This window comes from Micromonospora lacuserhaii (assembly GCF_036902735.1).
GTDB lineage: Bacteria > Actinomycetota > Actinomycetes > Mycobacteriales > Micromonosporaceae > Micromonospora.
Genome location: NZ_JBAKHO010000061.1, coordinates 1 through 22,767 on the forward strand (window position 1 = coordinate 1; position 22,767 = coordinate 22,767).

Annotated in this window: 20 protein-coding genes and 1 pseudogene; 8 read left to right on the forward strand and 13 right to left on the reverse strand. The window is 71.6% G+C overall.

Annotation, left to right across the window (positions count from 1 at the left end; genetic code table 11):
• A pseudogene (locus tag V6U81_RS25505) lies at window positions 1-190 on the forward strand (hypothetical protein); the annotation flags it as partial.
• Window positions 191-250: 60 nt separating this feature from the next.
• Here V6U81_RS25505 and V6U81_RS25510 read toward each other — a convergent pair.
• Window positions 251-862 carry a DUF4190 domain-containing protein gene (locus V6U81_RS25510; protein WP_334492844.1) on the reverse strand — a complete coding sequence of 204 codons (612 nt, stop codon included), beginning with the start codon at window positions 860-862 and terminating at the stop codon, window positions 251-253.
• A gap of 29 nt (window positions 863-891) precedes the next feature.
• Window positions 892-1,191, reverse strand: coding sequence for a CD225/dispanin family protein (locus V6U81_RS25515; RefSeq protein WP_334492846.1), 300 nt, complete (start codon window positions 1,189-1,191; stop codon window positions 892-894).
• A gap of 180 nt (window positions 1,192-1,371) precedes the next feature.
• Between V6U81_RS25515 and purN the strand changes: the two genes are divergently transcribed.
• From purN to V6U81_RS25535, 4 genes are all read left to right on the forward strand, one after another.
• Window positions 1,372-1,992 (forward strand): phosphoribosylglycinamide formyltransferase, encoded by a 621-nt coding sequence (gene purN / locus V6U81_RS25520; protein ID WP_334492848.1) that lies wholly within the window; start codon window positions 1,372-1,374, stop codon window positions 1,990-1,992.
• Window positions 1,989-3,560 carry a bifunctional phosphoribosylaminoimidazolecarboxamide formyltransferase/IMP cyclohydrolase gene (gene purH / locus V6U81_RS25525; protein WP_334492850.1) on the forward strand — a complete coding sequence of 524 codons (1,572 nt, stop codon included), beginning with the start codon at window positions 1,989-1,991 and terminating at the stop codon, window positions 3,558-3,560. The genes purN and purH overlap by 4 nt, the downstream gene beginning before the upstream one ends.
• A gap of 216 nt (window positions 3,561-3,776) precedes the next feature.
• Complete coding sequence (locus V6U81_RS25530) at window positions 3,777-4,172, forward strand: hypothetical protein (RefSeq protein ID WP_334492852.1); 396 nt, start codon at window positions 3,777-3,779, stop codon at window positions 4,170-4,172.
• 195 nt (window positions 4,173-4,367) lie between these two features.
• Window positions 4,368-7,001 (forward strand): beta propeller repeat protein, encoded by a 2,634-nt coding sequence (locus V6U81_RS25535; protein WP_334492853.1) that lies wholly within the window; start codon window positions 4,368-4,370, stop codon window positions 6,999-7,001.
• Between the two features lie 164 nt (window positions 7,002-7,165).
• On the opposite strand, the gene V6U81_RS25540 is transcribed toward V6U81_RS25535, so the two are convergent.
• From V6U81_RS25540 to V6U81_RS25560, 5 genes are all read right to left on the reverse strand, one after another.
• Window positions 7,166-8,194 carry an ABC transporter ATP-binding protein gene (locus V6U81_RS25540; protein ID WP_334492855.1) on the reverse strand — a complete coding sequence of 343 codons (1,029 nt, stop codon included), beginning with the start codon at window positions 8,192-8,194 and terminating at the stop codon, window positions 7,166-7,168.
• Complete coding sequence (locus V6U81_RS25545; protein WP_334492856.1) at window positions 8,178-9,215, reverse strand: ABC transporter ATP-binding protein; 1,038 nt, start codon at window positions 9,213-9,215, stop codon at window positions 8,178-8,180. The genes V6U81_RS25540 and V6U81_RS25545 overlap by 17 nt, the downstream gene beginning before the upstream one ends.
• 64 nt (window positions 9,216-9,279) lie before the next feature.
• Window positions 9,280-10,236, reverse strand: coding sequence for an ABC transporter permease (locus V6U81_RS25550; RefSeq protein WP_334492858.1), 957 nt, complete (start codon window positions 10,234-10,236; stop codon window positions 9,280-9,282).
• Window positions 10,229-11,167 (reverse strand): ABC transporter permease, encoded by a 939-nt coding sequence (locus V6U81_RS25555; protein ID WP_334492860.1) that lies wholly within the window; start codon window positions 11,165-11,167, stop codon window positions 10,229-10,231. The genes V6U81_RS25550 and V6U81_RS25555 overlap by 8 nt, the downstream gene beginning before the upstream one ends.
• An 82-nt stretch (window positions 11,168-11,249) precedes the next feature.
• Entirely contained in the window at window positions 11,250-12,854 is a 1,605-nt protein-coding gene (locus V6U81_RS25560) for a peptide ABC transporter substrate-binding protein (RefSeq protein ID WP_334492862.1), read from the reverse strand.
• 414 nt (window positions 12,855-13,268) lie between these two features.
• Here V6U81_RS25560 and V6U81_RS25565 point away from each other — a divergent pair, with 414 nt between their 5' ends.
• Window positions 13,269-14,129 (forward strand): bifunctional methylenetetrahydrofolate dehydrogenase/methenyltetrahydrofolate cyclohydrolase, encoded by an 861-nt coding sequence (locus V6U81_RS25565; protein ID WP_334492864.1) that lies wholly within the window; start codon window positions 13,269-13,271, stop codon window positions 14,127-14,129.
• 118 nt (window positions 14,130-14,247) lie between these two features.
• Window positions 14,248-15,198, forward strand: coding sequence for a malate dehydrogenase (gene mdh, locus V6U81_RS25570; protein WP_334492866.1), 951 nt, complete (start codon window positions 14,248-14,250; stop codon window positions 15,196-15,198).
• Window positions 15,199-15,315: 117 nt separating this feature from the next.
• Here mdh and V6U81_RS25575 read toward each other — a convergent pair whose 3' ends face one another.
• Entirely contained in the window at window positions 15,316-16,137 is an 822-nt protein-coding gene (locus V6U81_RS25575; RefSeq protein ID WP_334492868.1) for an MBL fold metallo-hydrolase, read from the reverse strand.
• A 136-nt stretch (window positions 16,138-16,273) separates the two neighbouring features.
• Between V6U81_RS25575 and V6U81_RS25580 the strand changes: the two genes are divergently transcribed.
• Window positions 16,274-17,491: an NADP-dependent isocitrate dehydrogenase gene (locus V6U81_RS25580; RefSeq protein ID WP_334492870.1), complete on the forward strand. Its 1,218-nt coding sequence runs from the start codon at window positions 16,274-16,276 to the stop codon at window positions 17,489-17,491.
• Between the two features lie 301 nt (window positions 17,492-17,792).
• On the opposite strand, the gene galT is transcribed toward V6U81_RS25580, so the two are convergent.
• The 5 genes from galT to V6U81_RS29255 all read right to left on the reverse strand — a co-directional run bounded on the left by galT (window position 17,793) and on the right by V6U81_RS29255 (window position 22,760).
• Window positions 17,793-18,869 (reverse strand): galactose-1-phosphate uridylyltransferase, encoded by a 1,077-nt coding sequence (gene galT / locus V6U81_RS25585; RefSeq protein WP_334492872.1) that lies wholly within the window; start codon window positions 18,867-18,869, stop codon window positions 17,793-17,795.
• Complete coding sequence (locus V6U81_RS25590; RefSeq protein WP_334492874.1) at window positions 18,866-19,669, reverse strand: DeoR/GlpR family DNA-binding transcription regulator; 804 nt, start codon at window positions 19,667-19,669, stop codon at window positions 18,866-18,868. The genes galT and V6U81_RS25590 overlap by 4 nt, the downstream gene beginning before the upstream one ends.
• 107 nt (window positions 19,670-19,776) lie before the next feature.
• Window positions 19,777-21,306, reverse strand: a complete 1,530-nt coding sequence (cysC, locus tag V6U81_RS25595; RefSeq protein ID WP_334492876.1) for an adenylyl-sulfate kinase — start codon at window positions 21,304-21,306, stop codon at window positions 19,777-19,779.
• 99 nt (window positions 21,307-21,405) lie between these two features.
• Complete coding sequence (locus tag V6U81_RS25600; RefSeq protein ID WP_334492878.1) at window positions 21,406-21,975, reverse strand: DM13 domain-containing protein; 570 nt, start codon at window positions 21,973-21,975, stop codon at window positions 21,406-21,408.
• Between the two features lie 71 nt (window positions 21,976-22,046).
• On the reverse strand, window positions 22,047-22,760 hold the full coding sequence (locus V6U81_RS29255; RefSeq protein ID WP_420884085.1) for a zinc ribbon domain-containing protein: 714 nt from the start codon (window positions 22,758-22,760) through the stop codon (window positions 22,047-22,049).
• Window positions 22,761-22,767 lie beyond the last annotated feature (7 nt).

The window sequence follows — 22,767 nt, forward strand, 5'->3', positions numbered from 1 at the left end:
CACGATCGGACTTGGGCGGCTGGCCGAGATCGGGCCGGTGCCCTGGCAGGCCGGGGCGGTCGGCACCGCCGTGGTCACGGTCGGCGCCGTGCTCGGGGCCGCCGCCGCCCGGGTGGTCGCCCGGCCGGCGACGCCGCCCCGGCCGCCGCGCGCCCGCATCCCGGCCGATCCGCCCCCGGCCCGCGGCTGACCCGGCAGTACGACGAAGGGGCGCCCCGGCCGGCCCGGGACGCCCCTGTCGCATGGTGGGTCAGTACGTGCCGGGCATGTTGATGCTCAACGCGACGGCCACGATCTGCAGGATGCCGAAGAGCAGGCCGACGCCGCCGCAGATCAGGCCGGTGAGGGCCTGGCTGCCGTTGTTCGCCTCGCCCCGGGCAGCCTTCTGTCGACCCAGCCAGCCGGTGACCAGGCCGGCGATGCCCAGCGGGATGCCCAGGTAGCAGCAGGCCAGCGGGATCGACGCGATACCGAGGATCATCGCCACCAGGCCCAGGGTGTTCTGGCCCTGGGTCTGCGGGTACCCGGCGCCCGGGTAGGTCGGCGCGCCGTAGGGCTGCTGGCCGTACGGGTCCTGGTACGGCTGTTGGCCGTACGGCTGGGCCGGCGCGGGCTGGCCGTAGGGCTGGCCCGAGGTCGGCTGCCCGTACCCCGGCTGCCCGTAGGGCTGCCCCGAGGTGGGCTGCCCGTACGGGGCCTGCGGCTGCTGGCCGTACGGCGGCTGCGGCTGCTGGCCGTACGGCGCCTGCGGCGGCGCGGCGTACGGATCCTGCGGCTGCCCGTACGGTTGCCCCGAGGTGGGCTGCTGACCGTACGGGTCGTGCGGGGGCTGCTGACCGTACGGGTCCTGTCCGGGCTGCATGTGACGGCTGCTCCTCAGTCGATGGTCGGTCAGTACGTGCTGTTGTCGGAGCCCATGATGCTCGCCAGGCCACCCGCGAGGCAGCACACGATGGAGATCACCCAGAGGGCGATGCCGACGATCAGCGCCCACTTGGACCACTTCTTCGACTCGGCGGCGGCGGCCTGCGCGCCGGCGTAGTCGCCCTGCTGGATCAGCGGGTTGACCTTCGAGGCGTTGATGATGGCCGGGATGGCCAGCGGCCAGCAGAAGAAGATGGCGACGATGGACATCGTCATGTTGTTGTTGATCGGCTGCTGCTGCGGGGCGTTGGGGTAACCGGGCTGCATCGGGGCTCCTCGTTCGGACGGCACACGTCCGTGCCGGATCATCGGTGAAGGGTGCGGCGGCGGGCGTACGCCGGCCACCGAGCGACCGGCAGCGTATCGCGCCGGCGCCAGCCGGGAGATCATCCGAATCGCCGCTGCCCGATCGCTGGGCGTCCCGACCTGCCCGATAGGGTTGGCCGTGTGACCGAGCCCGCGTCCGTCGCCCGCCTCGTCGTCCTCGTCTCCGGTTCCGGCAGCAACCTCCAAGCGCTGCTGGACGCCGCCGCCGACCCCGCGTACGGGGCGCGGGTGGTGGCCGTCGGCGCGGACCGGGACGGGATCGCCGGCCTGGACCGGGCCGCGGCCGCGGGCGTGCCGACCTTCGTCGACCGGCTCAAGGACCACCCGACCCGGGACGACTGGGACGCGGCGCTGACGGCGCACGTCGCCGAGCACCAGCCGGACCTGGTCATCTCCGCCGGCTTCCTCAAGCTGGTCGGGCCGCGGTTCCTGGCCGCCTTCGGCGACCGCTACCTCAACACGCACAACACCCTGCTGCCGGCGTTCCCCGGCATCCACGGCCCGCGCGACGCCCTCGCCTACGGGGTGAAGGTCACCGGGGCCACCCTCTTCTTCGTCGACGCCGGGATGGACACCGGGCCGATCGTCGCCCAGGTCGCCGTGCCGGTACTGGACGACGACGACGAGGAGACGCTCACCGAGCGCATCAAGGAAGCCGAGCGCCGCCAGCTCGTCGAGCAGGTCGGTCGCCTGGTCCGTGAAGGTTGGACGATCACCGGAAGAAAGGTCACGGTCCCGTGAGTTCCACTCAGGACGAGCGCCGCTCGATCAGGCGGGCCCTGGTCAGCGTCTACGACAAGACCGGCCTGGTCGAGCTGGCCCGGGCCCTGCACGGGGCCGGGGTGGAACTCGTCTCGACCGGCAGCACCGCGTCGACCATCTCCGGCGCGGGCCTGCCGGTGACCCCGGTGGAGCAGGTGACCGGTTTTCCGGAGATCCTCGACGGCCGGGTGAAGACCCTGCACCCGAAGATCCACGGTGGTCTCCTCGCCGACCTGCGCAAGGACTCCCACGCCGCCCAGCTCGACGAGCACGGCATCGCCGGGATCGACCTGCTGGTCTCCAACCTCTACCCGTTCCAGGCCACCGTCGCCTCGGGCGCGAGCCAGGACGAGTGCGTCGAGCAGATCGACATCGGCGGGCCGGCGATGGTCCGGGCGGCGGCGAAGAACCACGCCTCGGTCGCGGTGGTGACCGACCCGGCCGCGTACCCCGCGTTGCTGGCCGCGCTCGGCGCCGGCGGCTTCACGCTGGCCCAGCGCAAGGTGCTGGCCGCCCGGGCGTTCGCCGTCATCGCCGAGTACGACGTGGCGGTCGCCGAGTGGTGCGCCCAGGAGCTGGCCCCGGCGGACGACTGGTGGCCCGAGTTCGCCGGTCTGACGCTGCGCCGCCAGGCGGTGCTGCGCTACGGCGAGAACCCGCACCAGCACGCCGCCGTCTACACCGACCCGTCCAGCCCGGCGGGCCTGGCCCAGGCCGAGCAGCTGCACGGCAAGGAGATGTCCTACAACAACTACGTCGACGCGGACGCCGCCTGGCGGGCCGCGAACGACTTCCCGGACCAGCCGGCGGTGGCGATCATCAAGCACGCCAACCCGTGCGGGATCGCGGTCGGCGCGGACGTGGCCGAGGCGCACCGCAAGGCGCACGCCTGCGACCCGGTGTCGGCGTTCGGCGGCGTGATCGCGGTGAACCGCCCGGTGAGTGTGGAGCTGGCCCGGCAGGTGGCCGAGATCTTCACCGAGGTCGTGGTCGCCCCCGGCTTCGACGAGGGCGCCGTGGAGATCCTCCAGGCCAAGAAGAACATCCGGCTGCTGCACGCCCCGGCCTTCGACCCACTGCCGGCGGAGTGGCGGCAGGTCACCGGCGGCGTACTGGTGCAGCTGCGGGACAAGGTCGACGCCGAGGGCGACGACCCGGCCAACTGGCGGCTGGCCACCGGTGAGGCGGCCGACGAGGCGACCCTGCGGGACCTCGCCTTCGCCTGGCGGGCGGTCCGCGCGGTGAAGAGCAACGCCATCCTGCTGGCCAGGGACGGCGCCACCGTCGGGGTGGGGATGGGTCAGGTCAACCGGGTCGACTCGGCCCGGCTGGCGGTCGACCGGGCCGGCGCCGACCGCGCCCGTGGCTCGGTCTGCGCCTCGGACGCGTTCTTCCCGTTCGCCGACGGCCCGAAGATCCTCATCGACGCCGGCGTGCGCGCGATCGTCCAGCCCGGCGGCTCGATCCGCGACGAGGAGACCATCGCCGCCTGCAAGGAGGCCGGCGTGACGATGTACCTGACCGGCACCCGGCACTTCTTCCACTGATCGATCGGCGCCGCTCGGCGGGCTGAGCGGGGGAAAAGGTGGACCGGCGGGCCGTTGCCCGCTGACAAGCGTTGTTGCTAGCGTGAGGCCGCCCGGCGATCCACCCTCCCCGATTCCCTCCGCCGCCCTTCCCCTCGCGCGACCGTCCACGGTCGTCCGCCGGGAACGCGCCGGACATCCCGTACCGGCAGGTCCGCCATGCGCATGGTCGAACGGTTGACGTCCGTCGCCGTCGCGCTGGCGTTCGTCCTGGCGGGGCTCGGGGTGCCCAACTGCCCGATCGGTCACGACGCCGACCACGGTCCCGCCGGGCAGCACGCCGCGGCCGGCCACGTCCTGGTCGACCCCGCCACGCCGGTCGCCCTACCGGACTCCGTAGCCACGGACCGGGCCGGCAGCGGCACCAGCGTCCTCGTCGCCGTCCCCTGCGCCGACCATCGGAGCGCGGCCGGCGTCGGCGACGGGCCGGACGACCAGACCCACCCGGTGCTGTCGGCGGCCGGTGTCCCGCCGCGCGCGACGCCGGTGGCCACCGGCTACCGGCAGCCCGCGCACCCGCTTCCGCGCCTTGGCGCCACCGGCAGCCGGGCGCCACCCGCGCGTACCGCCTGACCCGTCGTCCGCCGCCGCCCGATCCGGCCCCGACTCCGCCTGCGCGGACCGGCCCGCCGGACCGTCCGCCGCCGCCGACCCGGGTCGCCACGACCATCCCCACGACCACGGACGTGTGCGGGACGATCCCCGCCGCCGCGGTTCTCCTCCGCCGGGCCACCCTGCCCGGCACCCCTTGAATCCTGGAGGATTCGCATGTCGAAGTTCCGCTGGCGCAAGCCGGCGACAATCGCGGGCGCGCTGGTGCTGACCGCCGCGCTGGGTGGCGTCGCGGCCACCAACCACGAGGTACAGGAATTCCTCGGTCTGGCCGAGGAGCCGGGCGCCAACCTGCCCTGGCACCCCCGGGAGTTCGCCGAGATGGCCGCCGGGGAGAACTCCGAGGAGGCCGGCGAGGAGGCGTTCGAGGCCCGGATCATCGCCGAGCAGTTCGCCCAGGCCCGCTCCGCGCCCGGCATCGTCGCGCCGGGGGCGTACTCCAACGCGTTCAGCCAGCTGGGCGGCCTGCCGGTGACCAACGGCAGCTGGCGCGAGGTCACGAAGATCAAGTACGACGGTGACGACCCGCGCTACCGCGACTACGCCTCCAACTCCTCCGGGGGCGCGGGCCTGCAGACCGGCCGGATCACCGGCCTCGCCGCCGACAACAGCGGCTACGTCTACGCGGCCGGCGCGGACGGTGGCGTGTGGCGGTCCTCGACCGGCGGCGGGAGCTGGACGCCGATCACCGACCAGCTGCCCACCCTGTCCAGCGGCGACGTGGTGCTCGCCACCGACGGCTCCCTCTGGTACGCCACGGGCGAGGCGAACACCGGCGCCACCTCGTACGTCGGTGCCGGCGTCTACCGGCTCGCCAACCCGAAGACCGGGCAGTTCGCCGCGTCCGACCGGGTCGGCGGCACCGAGCTGGAGAGCTCGGTCATCAACAAGCTGCGCTTCTTCGACGGCAAGGTCTGGGCCGCCACCAACCGGGGCCTCTACTCGCACTCGATGGCCAGCGGCTCCGGTGCGTGGAAGTTCGAGTGGGCGCCGAACCCGAGCTACCTGCCGGGTGGGGCGAACGCGGGCACGGCCAACGCGGCGTACAAGAACATCGTCAACGACGTGGCCGACGACCCGCGCAACCCCAGGCACGTCGTGGTGGCCTCGGCCTGGCGGTCGGGCGACACCTACAACGGCTTCTACGAGACCGCCGACTACACCGCGGGCGGCTGGGCGAAGGTCAACCCGACCGGTTCCATGCCGGCCGACGACATCGGCTACGTGACGTTCGCCTTCTCCGCCGACGGCGGCAAGCTGTACGCGATCAACCAGTCGCCGGCCCTGCTGAACAAGCCGGCCGGCAACGTCAACAGCTACCTCGACGGCATCTACGTCTCCAACAACGGCTCGCCCGCCGGGCCGTGGAGCAAGATCGCCGACTCGAAGAAGCTGGGCAACTCCGGTTCCGCGCTCAAGCAGACCGTGATCGGCAAGGGCTACGGACCGGGCATCCAGGCCTGGTACAACCAGTTCCTGACGGTCGACCCGGCCAACCCGAACCACGTCTGGGCGGGTCTGGAGGAGGTCTACGAGTCGACCGACGCCGGCGCCAACTGGAAGACCGTCGGGCCGTACTGGAACTTCGGCTTCTCCTGCTGGAACATCAGCGACGCGCAGAACACCTGCAACAAGACCACCCACTCCGACCAGCACTCGGTGGCGGTCGGCAACGGCTTCGTCTACGTCGGCAACGACGGCGGCATCTACCGCCGGCCGGTCAACGGCAAGACCGACAAGGAAGGGCACGCCACCGACTGGCAGAGCCTCAACGACGGCACCATCGACGCCCTCCAGTACTACTCGGTCTCGGTGGGCAGGGACCCGGCCAAGGCCGGCACGGTCGTCTCCGGTGGTCTGCAGGACAACGGCGCCTCGGTGCTGCGCGCCGGCGACACCGTGATGGGGTCGAACTTCGGTGGTGACGGCGGCGACTCGCTGGCCGACCCGGCCAACGGCTGCCGCCAGGTCCAGGAGTACACCAACCTGGCCATGCGGTCGACCGAGAACTGCAACGCCAACCCGGGGCCCGGCACGGCGGAGACCTCCACCTCGCGGGACATCCAGCCGTACACATCGTCCCCGGGTGACGAGCCGGCCCGGTTCATCGCGCCGTTCGCGGCCGACGACCACGACGCGAACACCTGGGTCGCCGGTGGCCAGCACGTCTGGGTGAACACCAAGGGCTACGCGATCGCCGACGGCAAGGGCTGGCGCAACGTCTTCGACCTGGGCGCCGGCCACACCGCCACCTCGGTGGCGGTCTCCGGCGGCACCGCGTACGTCGGCTGGTGCGGGCCGTGCAACAACTCGGGCTTCACCCGGGGTGTCGCGGTCGGCAAGGTCAACGACCCGGCGAGCTGGCACCAGATCACCCTGCCGGGTGACTTCCCGAACCGGTTCGTGCAGGGTGTCGGCGTCGACCCGGCCAACGGGGCGCACGCCTTCCTCGCGATCAACGGGTTCTCCCGGCGGTTCACCGAGGGCCCGGGCGCCGGTGTCGGCCACGTCTACGAGACCACCGACGCGGGCGCGACCTGGAAGGACGTCTCGACGAACCTGCCGGACGTGCCGGCCAGCTCGGTCAAGGAGCTGCCCAACGGCGCGCTGGTGCTCGCCACCGACCTGGCCACCTTCTACCGGGCGCCGGGCGCCACCGGGTGGCAGCGGCTCGGCACCGGCCTGCCGCTGACCGTCGGCATGGACGTCGAGTACCACGCGGCCGACAACTCGCTCTACGTGGCCACCCACGGCCGCGGCATCTGGGCGTTCAACCTGGCCCAGCTCTGAGCACCGCCGGCGCGGCCCGGCCCTGACCCTGGCGCGCTCCGACGGCAGGCGGCCCCGCCCCCCTCCTCCGGGGGCGGGGCCGCCGCCGTCCCGGCCTGCCCTGCCGCCCGCGCCCGGGCCTGTCCCCGTCCCGGGGCGCGGGCCGGGCGCGGGTGGGTGCGGCGTCAGGGGGTGGGACGTACCTCGGCGAAGTGGCAGGCCGACGGGTGGGGGTCGGCGGCGCGGGGAACCGCGGGCGGGTCCTCGCGGGCGCAGACCTCCTGGGCCTTCCAGCAGCGGGTACGGAATCGGCAGCCGGACGGCGGGTCGGCCGGGCTCGGCACGTCGCCGGTGAGCCGGATGATGTTCCGGTCGTTGCGGGCGTCCGGGTCGGGCACCGGCACCGCCGAGAGCAGGGCCTGGGTGTACGGGTGGGTGGCCCGCTCGTAGATCTCGTGCTCGGTGCCGATCTCCACGATCCGGCCGAGGTACATCACCGCGACCCGGTCCGAGATGTGCCGGACCACCGACAGGTCGTGCGCGATGAAGATGTACGACAGCCCGAACTCGTCCTGGAGCTTCTCCAGCAGGTTGATCACCTGGGCCTGGATGGAGACGTCCAGCGCGGAGACCGGCTCGTCGCAGACGATCACCTCGGGCCGCAGGGCGAGCGCCCGGGCGATGCCGATGCGCTGCCGCTGGCCGCCGGAGAACTGGTGCGGGTAGCGGTTGACGTGCTCCGGGTTGAGCCCGACGACGTCCAGCAACTCCTGCACCCGCTTGCGCTTGCTCCCCTTCGGGGCCGCGTCCGGGTGGATGTCGAACGGCTCGCCGATGATGTCGCCGACCGTCATCCGCGGGTTCAACGAGGTGTACGGGTCCTGCATGACCATCTGCATGTTGCGGCGTACCCGGCGCAGCTCGGACCCGGAGGCCTTGAACAGGTCCTTCCCCTCCAGGGTGGCCCGTCCGGAGGTGGGCGTCTCCAGCCGCATCAGCAGCCGGGCCAGGGTGGACTTGCCGCAGCCGGACTCGCCGACGATGCCCAGCGTCTCGCCGCGGCGCAGCTCGAAGCTGACCCCGTCGACCGCCTTCACCGCGCCGGTCTGCTTCTGGAAGATCACGCCCTGGGTGATCGGGAAGTGCTTGACCAGGTTGTCGACGGCGAGGATCGTCTCGCCGCGGACCTTGGTCGGGCTAGCGGGCGCTGTCATCACGGACCTCCTGCGCGAAGTGGCACGCGCTGGTCCGGCCGTCGCCGAGGACCAGGTCGTGCGGCACCTCGTCCACGCAGACCTGCTGCACGTACGGGCACCGGGGGTGGAACGGGCAGCCGGAGGGGATCCGCATCAGGTTCGGCGGCAGCCCCTTGATCGTGGAGAGCTCCTGGCCGCGGACGTCCAGGCGCGGGATCGACTCCAGCAGACCCTTGGTGTACGGGTGGGCCGGCGCCCGGTAGAGCGAGCGGACGTCGGCGTGTTCGATGATCCGGCCGGCGTACATGACGGCGATCCGGTCCGCGACGCCGGCGACCACGCCGAGGTCGTGGGTGATCAGGATCATCGCCATGTTCAGATCGCGGCGCAGGTCGGCCAGCAGGTCCATGATCTGGGCCTGCACGGTGACGTCCAGCGCGGTGGTGGGCTCGTCGGCGATCAGCACCTTCGGGTTCATCGCCAGCGCCATCGCGATCATGACGCGCTGCCGCATGCCGCCGGAGAACTGGTGCGGGTAGTCGCTGATCCGCCGGGCCGCGTCCGGGATCTTGACCAGGTCCATCAGCTCGATCGCGCGACGCCGCGCGTCGGCCCGGGACATCTTCTCCCGCTGGCGCAGCGTCTCGCCGATCTGCCAGCCGACCGGGAAGACCGGGTTCAGCGCGGAGAGGGCGTCCTGGAAGATGATCGCGATCTCCTTGCCGCGCACCTGCCGGCGCTGCTCCTCGGGCAGGGTGAGCAGGTCCCGGCCCTGGTAGAGGATCTGGCCGGAGCGGATCAGCGCCGGGGGAGTGTCCAGGATGCCCATGATCGCCTGGGCGGTGACCGACTTGCCGGAGCCGGACTCGCCGAGCACGGCGAGGGTCTCCCCGGCGTCCAGGTGGTACGACACCCCGTTGATCACCCGGGCCACGCCCTCGCCGGTACGGAACTCGACGTGCAGGTCCCGTACCTCGAGCAGGTGGCCGGCCGGCGGGGTGGGGGAGGCCGGCGTGGGCTGGACGGCTGACTGGGTCACAGGGCCTGCCTTTCGCTCGCGACTGCGGGGCTCGCTTCGCTCACTCCTCGCGCTCGCACGTAGGTCACCGCAGCTTCGGGTCGAAGGCGTCGCGGATCGCGTCGCCCAGCATGATGAAGGCGAGCACGGTCAGCGCCAGGAAGACGGACGGGACGATCAATGGGGTCGCCGACTCGCGCAGGTGCACCCGACCGGCGTCGATGTCGATGCCCCAGGAGATGGTCGGCGCCTTGAGGCCGATGCCGAGGAAGCTCAGCGTCGCCTCGGCCGCGATGAACGAGCCGAGCGCGATGGTGAGCACCACGATCGCCGGGGCGAGCGCGTTGGGCAGGATGTGCCGCCACATGATCCGGCCGTTGCCGGCGCCGAGCATCCGGGCCGCGGCCACGTAGTCCTGCTCCTTGGCGGTGATCACCGAGGAGCGGACCACCCGGGCCGCGGTGGTCCAGCCGAGCACCGCCAGTACGAAGATCACCGCGAAGAGCCGGACGTTGTCGCTGCTGGTGCTCACCCGCTTGAGCAGCACGATGGCGGCGAGCAGCAGCGGGATGCCGAGCACGATGTCGATCACGCGGGAGAGCACCGCGTCGATCCAGCGGCCGAAGTAGCCGGCCAGCATCCCGACGACCAGCGCGATGATGCCGGTGATCAGCGCGGAGAGCGCGCCGACTAGCAGCGAGGCGCGGGCACCGTATACGGCCCGGGCGTACGTGTCGCAGCCCTGGAAGTCGTACCCGAAGATCGCCCCGCCGGACGCTCCGGCGTGCTGCCGGGAGAGCACGCAGTCGCGCGGGTCGTTGGCGGTGAAGAGCGAGGGCACGGCGGCCATCGCGGCGACCAGCACGACCAGGGTCAGGCTGATCCAGAAGATCGGGTTGCGGCGCAGGTCGCGCCAGGCGTCGCCGGCCAGGCTGCGCGGCTTGTGCGGCGCGCCGACCTGGTTGGGTGCCCCGGGCTCGCCGGACACGCCCCGCCGCGCGGCCTGATTCTCCGTCGCGGCGACAGTCTCGAAGTCACTCATAGCGGATCCTCGGGTCGAGTACGGCGTACAGGACGTCCACCACCAGGTTGGAGATGAGGTAGACCACGACGAGCACGCTGACGATGCCCACCACCAGCGGACCGTCCTCGGTGCGGATGCCGCGGAACAGGTTGAAGCCGACGCCGGGGATGTTGAACACGCCCTCGGTGATGATCGCGCCGCTCATCAGGTTGCCCAGCTCGACGCCGAGGAAGGTGATCACCGGGATGAGCGAGTTGCGCAGCACGTGCACGCTGATGATCCGCCGCTTCAGCAGGCCCTTCGAGCGGGCGGTGCGGACGTAGTCGGCGCGCAGGTTCTCCGCCACCGAGGTACGGGTCAGCCGCAGCGCGGTGGCCAGCGAGAGCGAGCCGAGCACGATGCCGGGGAGCAGCAGTGCGTACAGGTCGGGCTCGGCGCCGGCGGTGGGCGGGAAGAGCTGCCACTTCACGCCGAGGAAGTACTGCGCCAGGGGGGCGAGCACGATGGTCGGGATGCCGAGCACGAGCAGGGTCAGCACCAGCGTGGAGTTGTCGAAGATGCTGGCCCGACGAATTCCGGCGAGCACCCCGGCGGTGACGCCGACGAGGATCGTCACGATCATCGCGATGAGCGCCAGCTTGACGGTGACCGGCCAGGCGGCGGCGAGGATGTCGCCGATCTGGCGGCCGGTCAGTGACTGCCCGAGGTCGCCCTGCAGCAGGTTCTTGATGTAGTCGAAGTAGCGGTAGAAGAAGCCACCGACGCCGGTGGCGTCCAGGTGGTACTTCTCCGTGAGGTATGCCCGCTGGGCGGCGGTGACCGGGCGTTCGCCGGCGAGCGCCTGGATGGGATCGCCCTGGCCGGCGAACATCAGGGCGTAGACGATCAGCGTGGTCCCGAAGAAGGCGAGGACCATCTGGAGCAGACGCCGCAGAACGAAGCGGAACATACTTGGCAGTCTCTCTGAAAACGGGCTAAGACGGGGCGGGTCGGGCCATCGTCCGCCGATGGCCCGACCCGTCGTACCGGTGTTACTTGACGGCCTCGATCTTCAGCAGGTCGACCCGGTCGAAGAGATCCATCTCCACGTTCTTGACCTTGGTCGAGTGTCCGAAGTTGTTCTGGCCGAACCGGAGCGGGATCACCGGCATGTCCTTGGCCAGCAGGTCCTCCGCCGCCTGGTACTTCTTGATCGCCTCTTCCTCGGTCGGGGCGCTGGCGCCCTCGGCGAGGAGCTTGTCGAACTGCGGGTTGCTGTAGCCGTAGTAGTTCGACGAGCCGTTGGTGCTGTACAGCGGGCCCAGGTAGTTCTCCATGGACGGGTAGTCCATGACCCAGCCCATCCGGAACAGGCCGACCGGCTGCTTCGCCTTGAGCTTGGTCAGCAGGTCCGCGAACTTGGGCTCGGCGGTGCCGACGCACTCCACGCCCAGGTTGGCCTTGAGCTGGTTGCAGGTCGCGTCGATCCAGTCCTTGTGGCCACCGTCGCCGTTGTACGACAGCTCGATCTTGGACGGGCCGCCCGCGGCCTGGTACATCGCCTTGGCCTTGGCCGGGTCGAACGTGCCGGCCTCGCCGATGGTGTTCTCCCGGTAGCCCGCCACGACCGGCGAGACGAAGGAGCGCGCCGGCTGCTGCGAGTCCTTGAAGATCGACTTGGTGATCTCGTCCCGGTTGATCGCCATCGAGATGGCCTTGCGCACCTCGGGCTTGCTGAACTCCTTCTGGAACGTCGGGAAGGAGAGCACCTGCAGCGACGAGGCCGGGCTCTGCTGGAACCGGTCACCCAGGTCGGTGCCGGCGGTGGACAGGTTCTCGGTCGGGATCGTCTTGATCACGTCGAGGTTGTCCGAGAGCACGTCCGCGTACGCGGCCGTCGGCTGCTGGTAGATGCGGAACTCGACGCCGCCCACCTTCGGCTTCTCGCCGGGGAAGGCGTCGTACTTGGCGACCTCGACCTTGGCGTCGTGCTGCCAGGAGCCCTTCATCTTGAACGGGCCCTGACCGATCGGCGCCTGCTCGTAGCCCTCGGCCAGCACGCCGGGGGCCGAGAAGGCCACCTTCGGCAGCGGGTAGAAGGCCGTGTAGCCGAGCATCGTCTTGAACTCGCTGTACGGCTCGGACAGCGTCACGGTGAAGGTGAGGTCGTCGACCTTCTTCAGCCCGGAGAGCGTCTTCGCGGTCGGCTTCTCGCCCTGGAGGGCGTCGTAGCCGGCGACCTTCTCGAAGAAGTAGCTCGAGTTCTGGCCGTTCGGGGCGTACGCGCCGTAGTTCCAGGCGTCGATGTAGTTCTGGGCGGTGACCTTCTCGCCGTTGTGGAAGGTGTAGCCGTCCTTGAGCTTGATCGTCCAGACCTTGTTGTCCGACGACGTCACGGACTGGGCCGCCACCTCGAAGGGCTTGTTGGCCTCGTCGTAGTCGACCAGCGGGCTGAACAGGGCGCTGAGCACCTGCGATCCGCTCGTCTCGTTGGTGTTGGTCGGCACCAGGTGCTGCGGCTCGGCGATCTCGATCCGCACGGCCGCAGTGGGGTCGCTCTGACCGGATCCGCCATCGCCGCCCGAGCCGCAGGCCACCAGGCCCAGGGTCACCGCGAGCGGGAGAGCGGTCCAGGCAGCCAGCCTACGAACTCGCATTGAGACTCCTCATCTCCTCACGCTGCGCAGTCAGGCCCGGCGTTGGGTGACGCTGCGCAACAATCGGCAACGGTAGGTCGCCGGCCGTCCATTCGACAACGAGAGCGTTGCGAACCGGTAACAGCTAGGCCACCCCGGTCTTGTCGCCGGCCGGGCCGTCTGCTATCAGGGGCTCCTCGTTTTCGCAGGCCGAGAGGGGTTGAGCGGGAGCCTTCCCGGCCCGGGAGCGCACTCCGGCCCGGGTCGGGGTGTCTCGGTGACACTGTCCGCTCTGTGCCACTTGATGATCGACTGTCCGTCCCAACATGTGGCGCGACCCACAGACCACTACTGTCGGTGACTAAGCCCACGTAACGGAAAGTCACCGTCTGCTGTCGGCGGCTCGACAGGCCGCAGCCGTGAGACGATCAGGGCGTGACGGCGACGATCCTGGACGGCAAGGCCACCGCGGCGGAAATCAAGGACGAGCTGCGGACGCGGGTGAAGGCCCTCGCCGAGCGCGGCGTCACCCCGGGCCTGGGCACGGTCCTCGTCGGCGCCGACCCGGGCTCCCAGGCGTACGTCAACGGCAAGCACCGCGACTGCGCCGAGGTCGGCATCGCCTCCATCCGCCGGGAGCTGCCCGCCGACGCCACCCAGCAGCAGGTCGACGACGTGCTCGCCGAGCTGAACGCCGACCCGGCCTGCCACGGCTACATCGTCCAGCTCCCGCTGCCGGCCCACCTCGACACCCAGCGGGTGCTGGAGCTGATCGACCCGGACAAGGACGCCGACGGCCTGCACCCGGTGAACCTCGGCCGGCTGGTGCTCGGCTACGACGCTCCACTGCCCTGCACCCCGCGCGGCATCGTCGAGCTGCTCCGCCGGTACGACGTCCCGCTGCGCGGCACCAAGGTGGCGCTGGTCGGCCGGGGCAACACGGTGGGCCGCCCGCTCGGCCTGCTGCTCACCCGACGCAGCGAGAACGCCACCGTGACGCTCTGCCACACCGGCACCCTCGACCTCGCCGCGCACACCCGCGCCGCCGAGATCGTGATCGTCGCCGCCGGGGTGCCCGGGCTGCTCACCGCCGAGATGGTGACCCCGGGCGCGACGGTGGTCGACGTCGGCATCACCCGGGTCGTCGGGCCGGACGGCAAGGGCCGCTACACCGGCGACGTGGACCCGGAGGTGGCCGAGGTGGCCGGCAAGGTGGTCCCGATGCCCGGCGGCGTCGGGCCGATGACCCGGGCCATGCTGCTGACCAACGTGGTGGAGCGCGCCGAGCGCGGCTGATACCGGACGCCCGTGACATCCGCCCCATCCTGGCGATGGCCGCCGCCCCTGGCCCGATCGATGCCAGGATGACTGATACGGTCCGGAAAACCGACTGGTATCAGGGAGTGGGACGACCATGGGTAAGAAGGTCACTGTCGTCGGGGCCGGCTTCTACGGCTCCACCACCGCACAGCGCCTGGCCGAGTACGACGTCTTCGACACCGTTGTGATCACCGACATCGTGGAGGGCAAGCCGGCGGGTCTCGCGCTGGACCTCAACCAGTCCCGCGCGGTCGAGGGCTTCGAGACCAAGGTCGTCGGCGTCACCACCGGCCCGAACGGCGAGGGCTACGAGGCCATCGAGGGCTCCGATGTCGTCGTCATCACCGCCGGCCTGCCGCGCAAGCCGGGCATGAGCCGGATGGACCTGCTGGAGACGAACGCCAAGATCGTCCGTCAGGTCTCCGAGAACGTCGCCAAGTACGCCCCGAACGCCGTGGTCATCGTCGTGTCCAACCCGCTGGACGAGATGACCGCGCTGGCCCAGCTCGCCACCCAGTTCCCGAAGAACCGGGTGCTCGGTCAGGCCGGCATGCTCGACAGCGCCCGGTTCACCAACTTCGTCGCCGAGGCGCTCCAGGTGCCCGTGAAGTCGGTCCGGACGCTGACCCTCGGCTCGCACGGCGACACCATGGTGCCGGTGCCGTCGAAGAGCACCGTGAACGGCAAGCCGCTGCGTGAGGCGATGCCGGCCGAGCAGATCGAGGAGCTGGTCGTCAAGACCCGCAACGGTGGCGCCGAGGTCGTCGCGCTGCTCAAGACCGGCTCGGCGTACTACGCCCCGTCGGCCGCCGCCGCCCGGATGGCCAAGGCCGTCGCGGAGGACTCCGGCGCGGTCATGCCGGTCTGCGCCTGGGTCGACGGCCAGTACGGCATCTCCGGCGTCTACCTGGGTGTCGAGGCCGAGATCGGCGCCGAGGGCGTCAAGCGGGTCGTCGAGACCGACCTGGACGCCGACGAGCTGGCCAGCCTGAAGGAGGCCGCCGAGGCCGTCCGCGCCAAGCAGGCCGACGTCGCCAACATGTGATTCACCAGCACCACCCGAAGGGGGCACGCCGGCACCGGCGTGCCCCCTTCGCATCTCCCGCCCCGTCGATCATGGAGTTGTCGCCCGCCTCGGCGTGTCGGGGCGACAACTTCCTGATCACAGAGGCGGTGGCGGGAGGGGGGTGAAGGGGGTGCCGAGGTGGGGGGTGGCGAGGACGGTGGGGCCCTGGGCGGCCAGGGTGCGCAGGAGGGCCGTGCGGGAGGCGCGGGCCGTGGGCGGGTCCTCCTCATGGGCGTACGCCAGCTCGGGGTCGACCAGTTGGACGGCGTGCACCAGCAGGTCGCCGGTGAGCAGAAGGCGCTCGTCGTCCGCCTCCAGCAGCACCGACTGGTGGCCGGGGGTGTGCCCCGGGGTGCTCAGCACGCGTACCCCCGGGGTGAGTGGGGTGTCGCCGTCGACCACCCGGAGCCGGCCGGCGGCGCGCAACGGCGCGACCAGGCCGGCCGGCAGCCCGGGGTTGATCGACTCCATCGCGGCCAGCTCGGCCCGCTGCACCAGGTAGTCGGCATTCGGGAAGTACGGCGCCCCGGGGTCGCCGGTCACCGCCCAGCCGATGTGGTCGCTGTGCAGGTGGGTCAGCACCACCGTGCGTACCTCGGTGGGGTCGATCCCGGCCGCGGCCAGCTCGGCCGGGAGCCGGCCCGGCACCGGGGCCCAGCTCGCGGCAGGGGAGCCGGCCGGGCCGATACCGGCGTCGACCAGCGTCACCGGCCCGTCGCCGGCCCGCAGCGCGAAGCTGCGGAACGGCAGCCACCAGCGTCCGTCGGCGGTCACCGCCGCCGGGTCCCGCCGGTCGGCCTCCCGCCACTGCGCCGCGGTGGCCGCCGGAAAGGCCTCGGTACGGGGTTGGAAGAACGGCCCCTCCCCGTCGGTGAGCGCGGTGACCGTGATAGACCCGAGGGTGCGGCTCAGTGGCATCCGGTGATGCTGCCAACGATCTCCTGCGCCGTGCACCCCGATTTCCCGGCCGACCGAGGCCGGCTGGGGACTGCCTGCCAGTTTCCAGTACGCTCGTACTGCTTGAGCACGTGTCCCCCGAGAGGAGCGCCGGTCGATGGCGAAGATCAAGGTAAACAACCCGGTCGTGGAGCTCGACGGCGACGAGATGACCCGGATCATCTGGAAGCAGATCCGTGAGCAGCTGATCCTGCCCTACCTCGACGTCGACCTGCACTACTACGACCTCTCGATCCAGCACCGGGACGAGACCGACGACCAGGTCACCGTCGACGCCGCCAACGCCATCAAGGAGCACGGCGTCGGCGTCAAGTGCGCGACCATCACCCCGGACGAGGCCCGGGTGGAGGAGTTCGGCCTGAAGAAGATGTGGCGGTCGCCGAACGGCACCATCCGCAACATCCTCGGCGGCGTCGTCTTCCGCGAGCCGATCATCATGTCCAACGTGCCCCGGCTCGTCCCCGGCTGGACCAAGCCGATCATCATCGGCCGGCACGCCCACGGTGACCAGTACAAGGCCACCGACTTCGTCGTCCCCGGCCCGGGCACGGTGACCATCACCTACACCCCGGCCGACGGCGGCGCCCCGATGGAGATGGAGGTCGCCAACTTCCCCGGCGGCGGCATCGCCATGGGCATGTACAACTTCGACGAGTCGATCCGGGACTTCGCCCGGGCCTCGTTCCGGTACGGCCTGGACCGCAACTACCCGGTCTACCTGTCCACCAAGAACACCATCCTCAAGGCGTACGACGGCCGGTTCAAGGACATCTTCGCCGAGGTCTTCGAGAACGAGTTCAAGGCCGAGTTCGCCGCCGCCGGCATCACCTACGAGCACCGGCTGATCGACGACATGGTCGCCGCCGCGCTCAAGTGGGAGGGCGGCTACGTCTGGGCCTGCAAGAACTACGACGGTGACGTGCAGTCCGACACCGTCGCGCAGGGCTTCGGCTCGCTCGGCCTGATGACCTCCGTGCTGCTCTCCCCGGACGGCCGCACCGTCGAGGCCGAGGCCGCGCACGGCACGGTCACCCGGCACTACCGGCAGTACCAGAAGGGCGAGAAGACCTCGACCAACCCGATCGCCTCGATCTACGCCTGGACCCGGGGCCTGGCCCACCGGGGCAAGCTGGACAACACCCCGGCGGTCACCGAGTTCGCCAACACCCTGGAGCAGGTCATCGTCGACACCGTCGAGGGCGGCCAGATGACCAAGGACCTCGCGCTGCTCATCTCGCGTGACGCCCCGTGGCTGACCACCGACGAGTTCATGAACGCGCTCGACGAGAACCTGGCGCGCAAGCTCGCCGTCTGATCCTCCCGCGCATCGACGGAGCCCGCCGGCACCCGCCGGCGGGCTCCGTCGTACCCGGGACCCGTCACCCGGCGGGGTGCGTCACCGGCGGGAGCGCAGGTCGTTGAACCAGGTGGACGCGATGCCAGTCTCGTCCAGGAAGGTTGACCGCGGTCGCCTCACGGCACGAGTGCCGACCAGCCAGCCTTCCCGGCTGTCGCGCACAGCCAGCCGTCCCTTCCCTGCGGGGGGCCCTGTCCCGGGCCCCCCGCGCCCTGTTGTGCGGCGGGAGGTCGAGCGGCCCGGCCGGACCGCGGCGAGGTCAGGCGGCGCGGAGCAGCTCCGCCGCCCGCTCCGGGGCGATGTCGTTGATGAAGACCCCCATGCCGGACTCCGAGCCGGCCAGGTACTTCAGCTTGTCCTTCGCCCGCCGGATGCTGAACAGCTGAAGGTGCAGATGGCCCAGCTCCCGGTCGATCCGCACCGGCGCCTGGTGCCATGCCGAGATGTACGGCATCGGCAGGCCGAACAGGCCGTCGAAGCGGCGCAGCACGTCCAGGTAGAGCGGCCCGAAGGCGTCCCGCTCGGCGTCGGTGAGCGCGGGGATGTCCGGCACCGGCCGGTGCGGTGCCACGTGCACCTCGAACGGCCAGCGCGCCGCCGCCGGGACGTACGCCGTCCAGTGCTCGTTGCTGGTGACCACCCGGTCGCCGGCGGCCCGCTCGGCCGCCAGCACGTCCGCGTAGAGGTTGCCGCCGCCGGTCCGCTCGGCGTGCCGGCGGGCCGCGGCCAGCAGCGACCGGGTCCGCGGCGTGACGAAGGGGTACGCGTAGAGCTGCCCGTGCGGGTGGTGCAGGGTCACCCCGATCTCCACCCCCCGGTTCTCGAACGGGAAGACCTGCTCCACGCCGGGCAGCGCGGCCAGCGCGGCGGTCCGGTCGGCGAGCGCCTCCACCACCAGGCGGACCCGTTCCGGCGACAGGCTGGCGAACGAGGCGTTGTGGTCGTCGGTGAAGCAGACCACCTCGCAGCGCCCCTGCCCGGGCCGGACCGGAGTGAAGGGGGTGATCTCGGCCGGCTCGTCGACGATCCGCTGGCTCAGCGAGGGGAAGCGGTTCTCGAAGACGGCCACGTCGTAGTCGGGGGCCGGGATCTCACTGAGCCGGTCACCCCGGGACGGGCAGAGCGGGCACTGGTCGGCGGGCGGCAGGAAGGTGCGGGTCTGCCGGTGCACGGCGACCGCCACCCACTCCTCGGTCAGCGGGTCGTACCGCAGTTGGGAGGCGGGCGGGGGCGGCGGCAGCTCGCGCCGGTCCGGCTGGTCGCGAACCGCGTCGTCCCGCTCGTCGAAGTAGATGAGCTCCCGACCGTCGGCCAGCTCGATCGCCGTACGCTTCACCGCGCCTCCTCCGTCGTCGTCCGGCCCGCGCCCGCCACGATCACCAGTTCGCCCACCTTCTCGTCGAGTACCTGTCGCGCCTGCGGTGCCAGCCGGTCGTCGGTGACCAGCACGTCGGCGTCCTCCAGCGCGACGATCGAGGAGATCCCGACCGTGCCCCACTTGGTGTGGTCGGCCAGTACGACCAGCCGGTCGGCGGCGGCCACCAGGGCACGGTCGGTCTCCGCCTCCATCAGGTTGGGCGTGGTGAAGCCGGCCCGTTCGGTGATCCCGTGCACGCCCAGGAAGAGCAGGTCCAGGTGCAGGGCGCGGATCGCCGCCACGGCCAGCGGCCCGACCAGCGCGTCGGACGGGGTGCGCACCCCGCCGGTCAGCACCACGGTCTGATCGGGGCGGCCCTGGGTGTGCAGGATCTCGGCCACCGGCAGCGAGTTGGTCACCACGGTCAGCCCGGCCACGTCGACCAGTCGCCGGGCCAGCTCGGCGGTGGTGGTGCCGGCGGAAAGGGCGACCGCGGCTCCCGGGCGGACCAGCTCGGCGGCCCGGGCGGCGATGGCGGCCTTCTCCGCGGACTGCCGGACGGACTTGGCGTGGAAGCCCGGCTCGTCGGTGGCGCTCGGGCCGGCGAGCGTCGCGCCGCCGTGCACCTTGGCCAGCAGGCCCTGCTCGTGCAGCGTCTCCAGGTCGCGCCGGATGGTCATGTCGGACACGCCGAACTCGGCGGCCAGCTCGGTCACCCGGACCCCGCCGGCGGCGCGGACCCGGTCGAGGATCGCCGCCTGCCGCTGCCGCGCCAGCATCCCATGCACCTCCGGGCTCCCGCGCACAGCCTCACGCGCTCAAACGTGTTCCAACAAGAACGAACACTAGCGCGCAGGGAGCAGCGAGGGAAGGAACGCCCGGCGAATCAGGCGGACTGCAGGCGCGGCTCCACCCAACCGGTCTCGGTCAGGTGGTGCATCACCGACTGCACCGCCTCGTCGACCGAGAGGTCGGTGGTGTCGATCACCAGCTCGGCGTCGATCGGCTCCTCGTACGGGTCGTCGATGCCGGTCATCCCGGTGAGCAGGCCGGCCCGGGCCCGCGCGTACAGGCCCTTGCGGTCGCGGCGCTCGCAGACCTCCAGCGGGGTCGCCACGTGCACCAGCAGGAAACCCGCCCCGGCGATCGCGGCCATCTCCCGCGCCGCCGCCCGGGCCTGCGCGTACGGGGCGATCGGGCAGCAGATGCCGACCCCCCGGTGCCGGGCGATCTCTGCGGCCACCCAGGCGATCCGGCGCACGTTGGCGTCCCGGTCGGCCTTGCTGAAGCCCAGCCCCGCGGAGAGTTCCCGGCGCACCACGTCCCCGTCGAGCAGGGTCACCGTCCGGTCGCCCTGCTCGCGGAGCGCGTCCGCCAGCCCGCGCGCGATGGTCGACTTGCCGGAGCCGGAGAGCCCGGTCAGGAAGACCACCAGGCCCCGGTGGCGGCGTGGCGGCCGGGCCCGGCTCAGCTCCTTGGCCACCGCCGGCGGGGTGTGCCACTCGGGCAGCGGGAAGCCCCGGTCGAGCAGGTCGTCGATCTCCTCCTGGCTCAGCGCCAGCCGTCGGTTGCGCGGCGGGATGTCCTCCCGGGAGCGCCACTGCCCGTCCCGGTTGTCGTAGGCCAGCTCGCGGGGGACCAGCACCCGCAGGCCGGCCCCGGAGAGCATCTCGCCGGTGGAGAGCAGGTGGGTCACCCCGTACGCGGCGGAGATCCGGGCCCGCAGCAGGGCGTCGCCGATCTCGTCCCGGCCGCGCGGCATCGGCACCGCGATCAGGGTGGCCGGAGGCATCCGGTCACGGGCCGCGAAGACGCTGCGGACCAGGGCCTCCGGGGGCAGCCCGCCGGTGCCGTCCGGACCGACCGGGATCATCACCAGCAGGTGGGCGGCGAGGGTACGGGCGGCGTGCGCGATCTGCGCCAGCTGCGGCCGGTGCAGCGGCCGGTCGGCGATCACCCCGAGCACCCGCCCCGGTGGCAGCAGCCCGCGGATCTCCTCCGGGGTGCGGCGCAGCCGCTGGAACGGGCCGTGCCCGCCGTCGCCGAGCCGGCGTACCGGGCCGCCCACGCCAGCCACGCCATCGCGGACCGGCCAGATGTCGGTCACCTCGACCGCGGCCACCGGCGCGCCCTCGCCGTCGGTGAGCACCATGGCCCGCCGCAGCGGATCGGCCGCGTCCAGCCCGTCGGCCAGCGCCGCCGGCACCTGGAGCGTCACCGGCACCGGCCAGGAGGTCCCGTCGGCGAGCCGCCCCCGGCGCTGCAACGAGGCCAGATCGGCCCGGGTCATGAAGCCGGCCAGCGGGGCGTACGCCCCGCTCAGCAGCAACTCCAGATCGGCCAGCTCCCCGGGACGCGGCGTGTACGCCGGTGCGTCCCGAAGTACCTCATCGGGCAGCACCCACCCGTTGCTCATCCGCACCCCTCACTCGCCGACCGGCACACAGTTTCTCAGCCGACCGGCGATCGGTCGAGAGCGCCACTCCACTCCCGGCCGTACGGCCCCCCGACGGGGTCAGCCTGCCGGGGTCAGCGGAGCTGCGCCGAACGAGACCGCGAACCGCTTGCACCAGATCGACACGCTGGTCAGCCCGGTCAGGTCGGTGCCGGCGGGGATCGGGTACGCCTGGTCGCCCCGGTTGCCCTTGAGCCGGCCCAGCTCGACCCAGCGGCCGTCGTCGAAGACGTCCCAGCCCGCCCGGCCGGCGCGGACCGGTTGGTCGGTCAGCCAGACCCGCAGGTCCGGCCCGTTGGAGGTGGCCAGTCCGACCAGCTCCAGCCGGTACCCGCCGTCGACGCCCCGGACGATCCGGGCGGTGCCGGCGGTGTCGTGCTCGTGGGTGATGAACTCGCCCCGGCGGACCAGGGTCGGCCCGGCCGGTGCCGGGGCGGCCGCCACCCCGGCGGTGCCCGCCGGGGTGGCCTCGTTCGACGGCGCGGCCTCCACGGCGGACAGTTCCTCGTCCACCCGGGTGTCGGTGGCCAGCTTCCAGGGCTGGAACCAGTACAGCCCGAGGGCGGCGCCGACGCCGAGGACGGCGACGACGAGCCAGGTCAGCGGGGTGCGCAGCAGGCGGGAGATCACCCACCCAGTCTCGCCGGCCGGCCCGGTCGGGTCACCCGGCGCCGGCCTTACGACTTCCTTACCGTTACCTTTCAGTGTGCTCTGGTGAGCACGTGATCGGCAGTCCCGCCTTGCGGTGGGACGGTCCCGGTCTTCCCCGTGAGAGCGGTGCCGGGTTGACGCTTCACAGCCACCGGCCCGCCGGGGCGGGTCTTACGGTCGGCTCCACATCCTGCCACCGGGCCACTCCCGGCGGTGTCGTGCTCGGCCGCGAGTGCGGCCAGGTTGCGAGCGGCGTTCACATCCCGGTCCAGGACCAGGGCGCACGACTCGCACTCGTACTCGCGCTCGGAGAGGGCGAGCTTGGCTTTCGCCGCGCCACAGCCCGAGCAGGTCTTCGATGACGGATACCAGCGGTTGGCCGTGAGTAGCCGACCACCGTTCCAGGTGGTCTTGTAGGCGAGCTGGCGTCTGAATTCGGCGAAAGCGGCGTCGGCGATGTGCCGGGCTAGCGTCGAGGCCGGTGTTGAATGCCTCCTTCGAGCACTCGGCCCACCACGGCGCGACGTCGGCCTTCGCCGCGTTCCACGCCTTGCGCAGCGCCGGCAGTGACGACGACGTGGAGGGGGTGAGCCGATCTTCAGACAGACCGTAGGTGCGCTCGGCGGCCGCTGATCCATGACGGCCCTGACCCGCGCAAGCGCCCAGTTGTGCGCGACGCGGGCGGCACCAGCGTGGGCCAGCACCGCCCGTTGCTGGACTGGGGTCAGGTCGAGGGCGAACCGGTAAGCCTGGATCGTCTTCACACCGGGG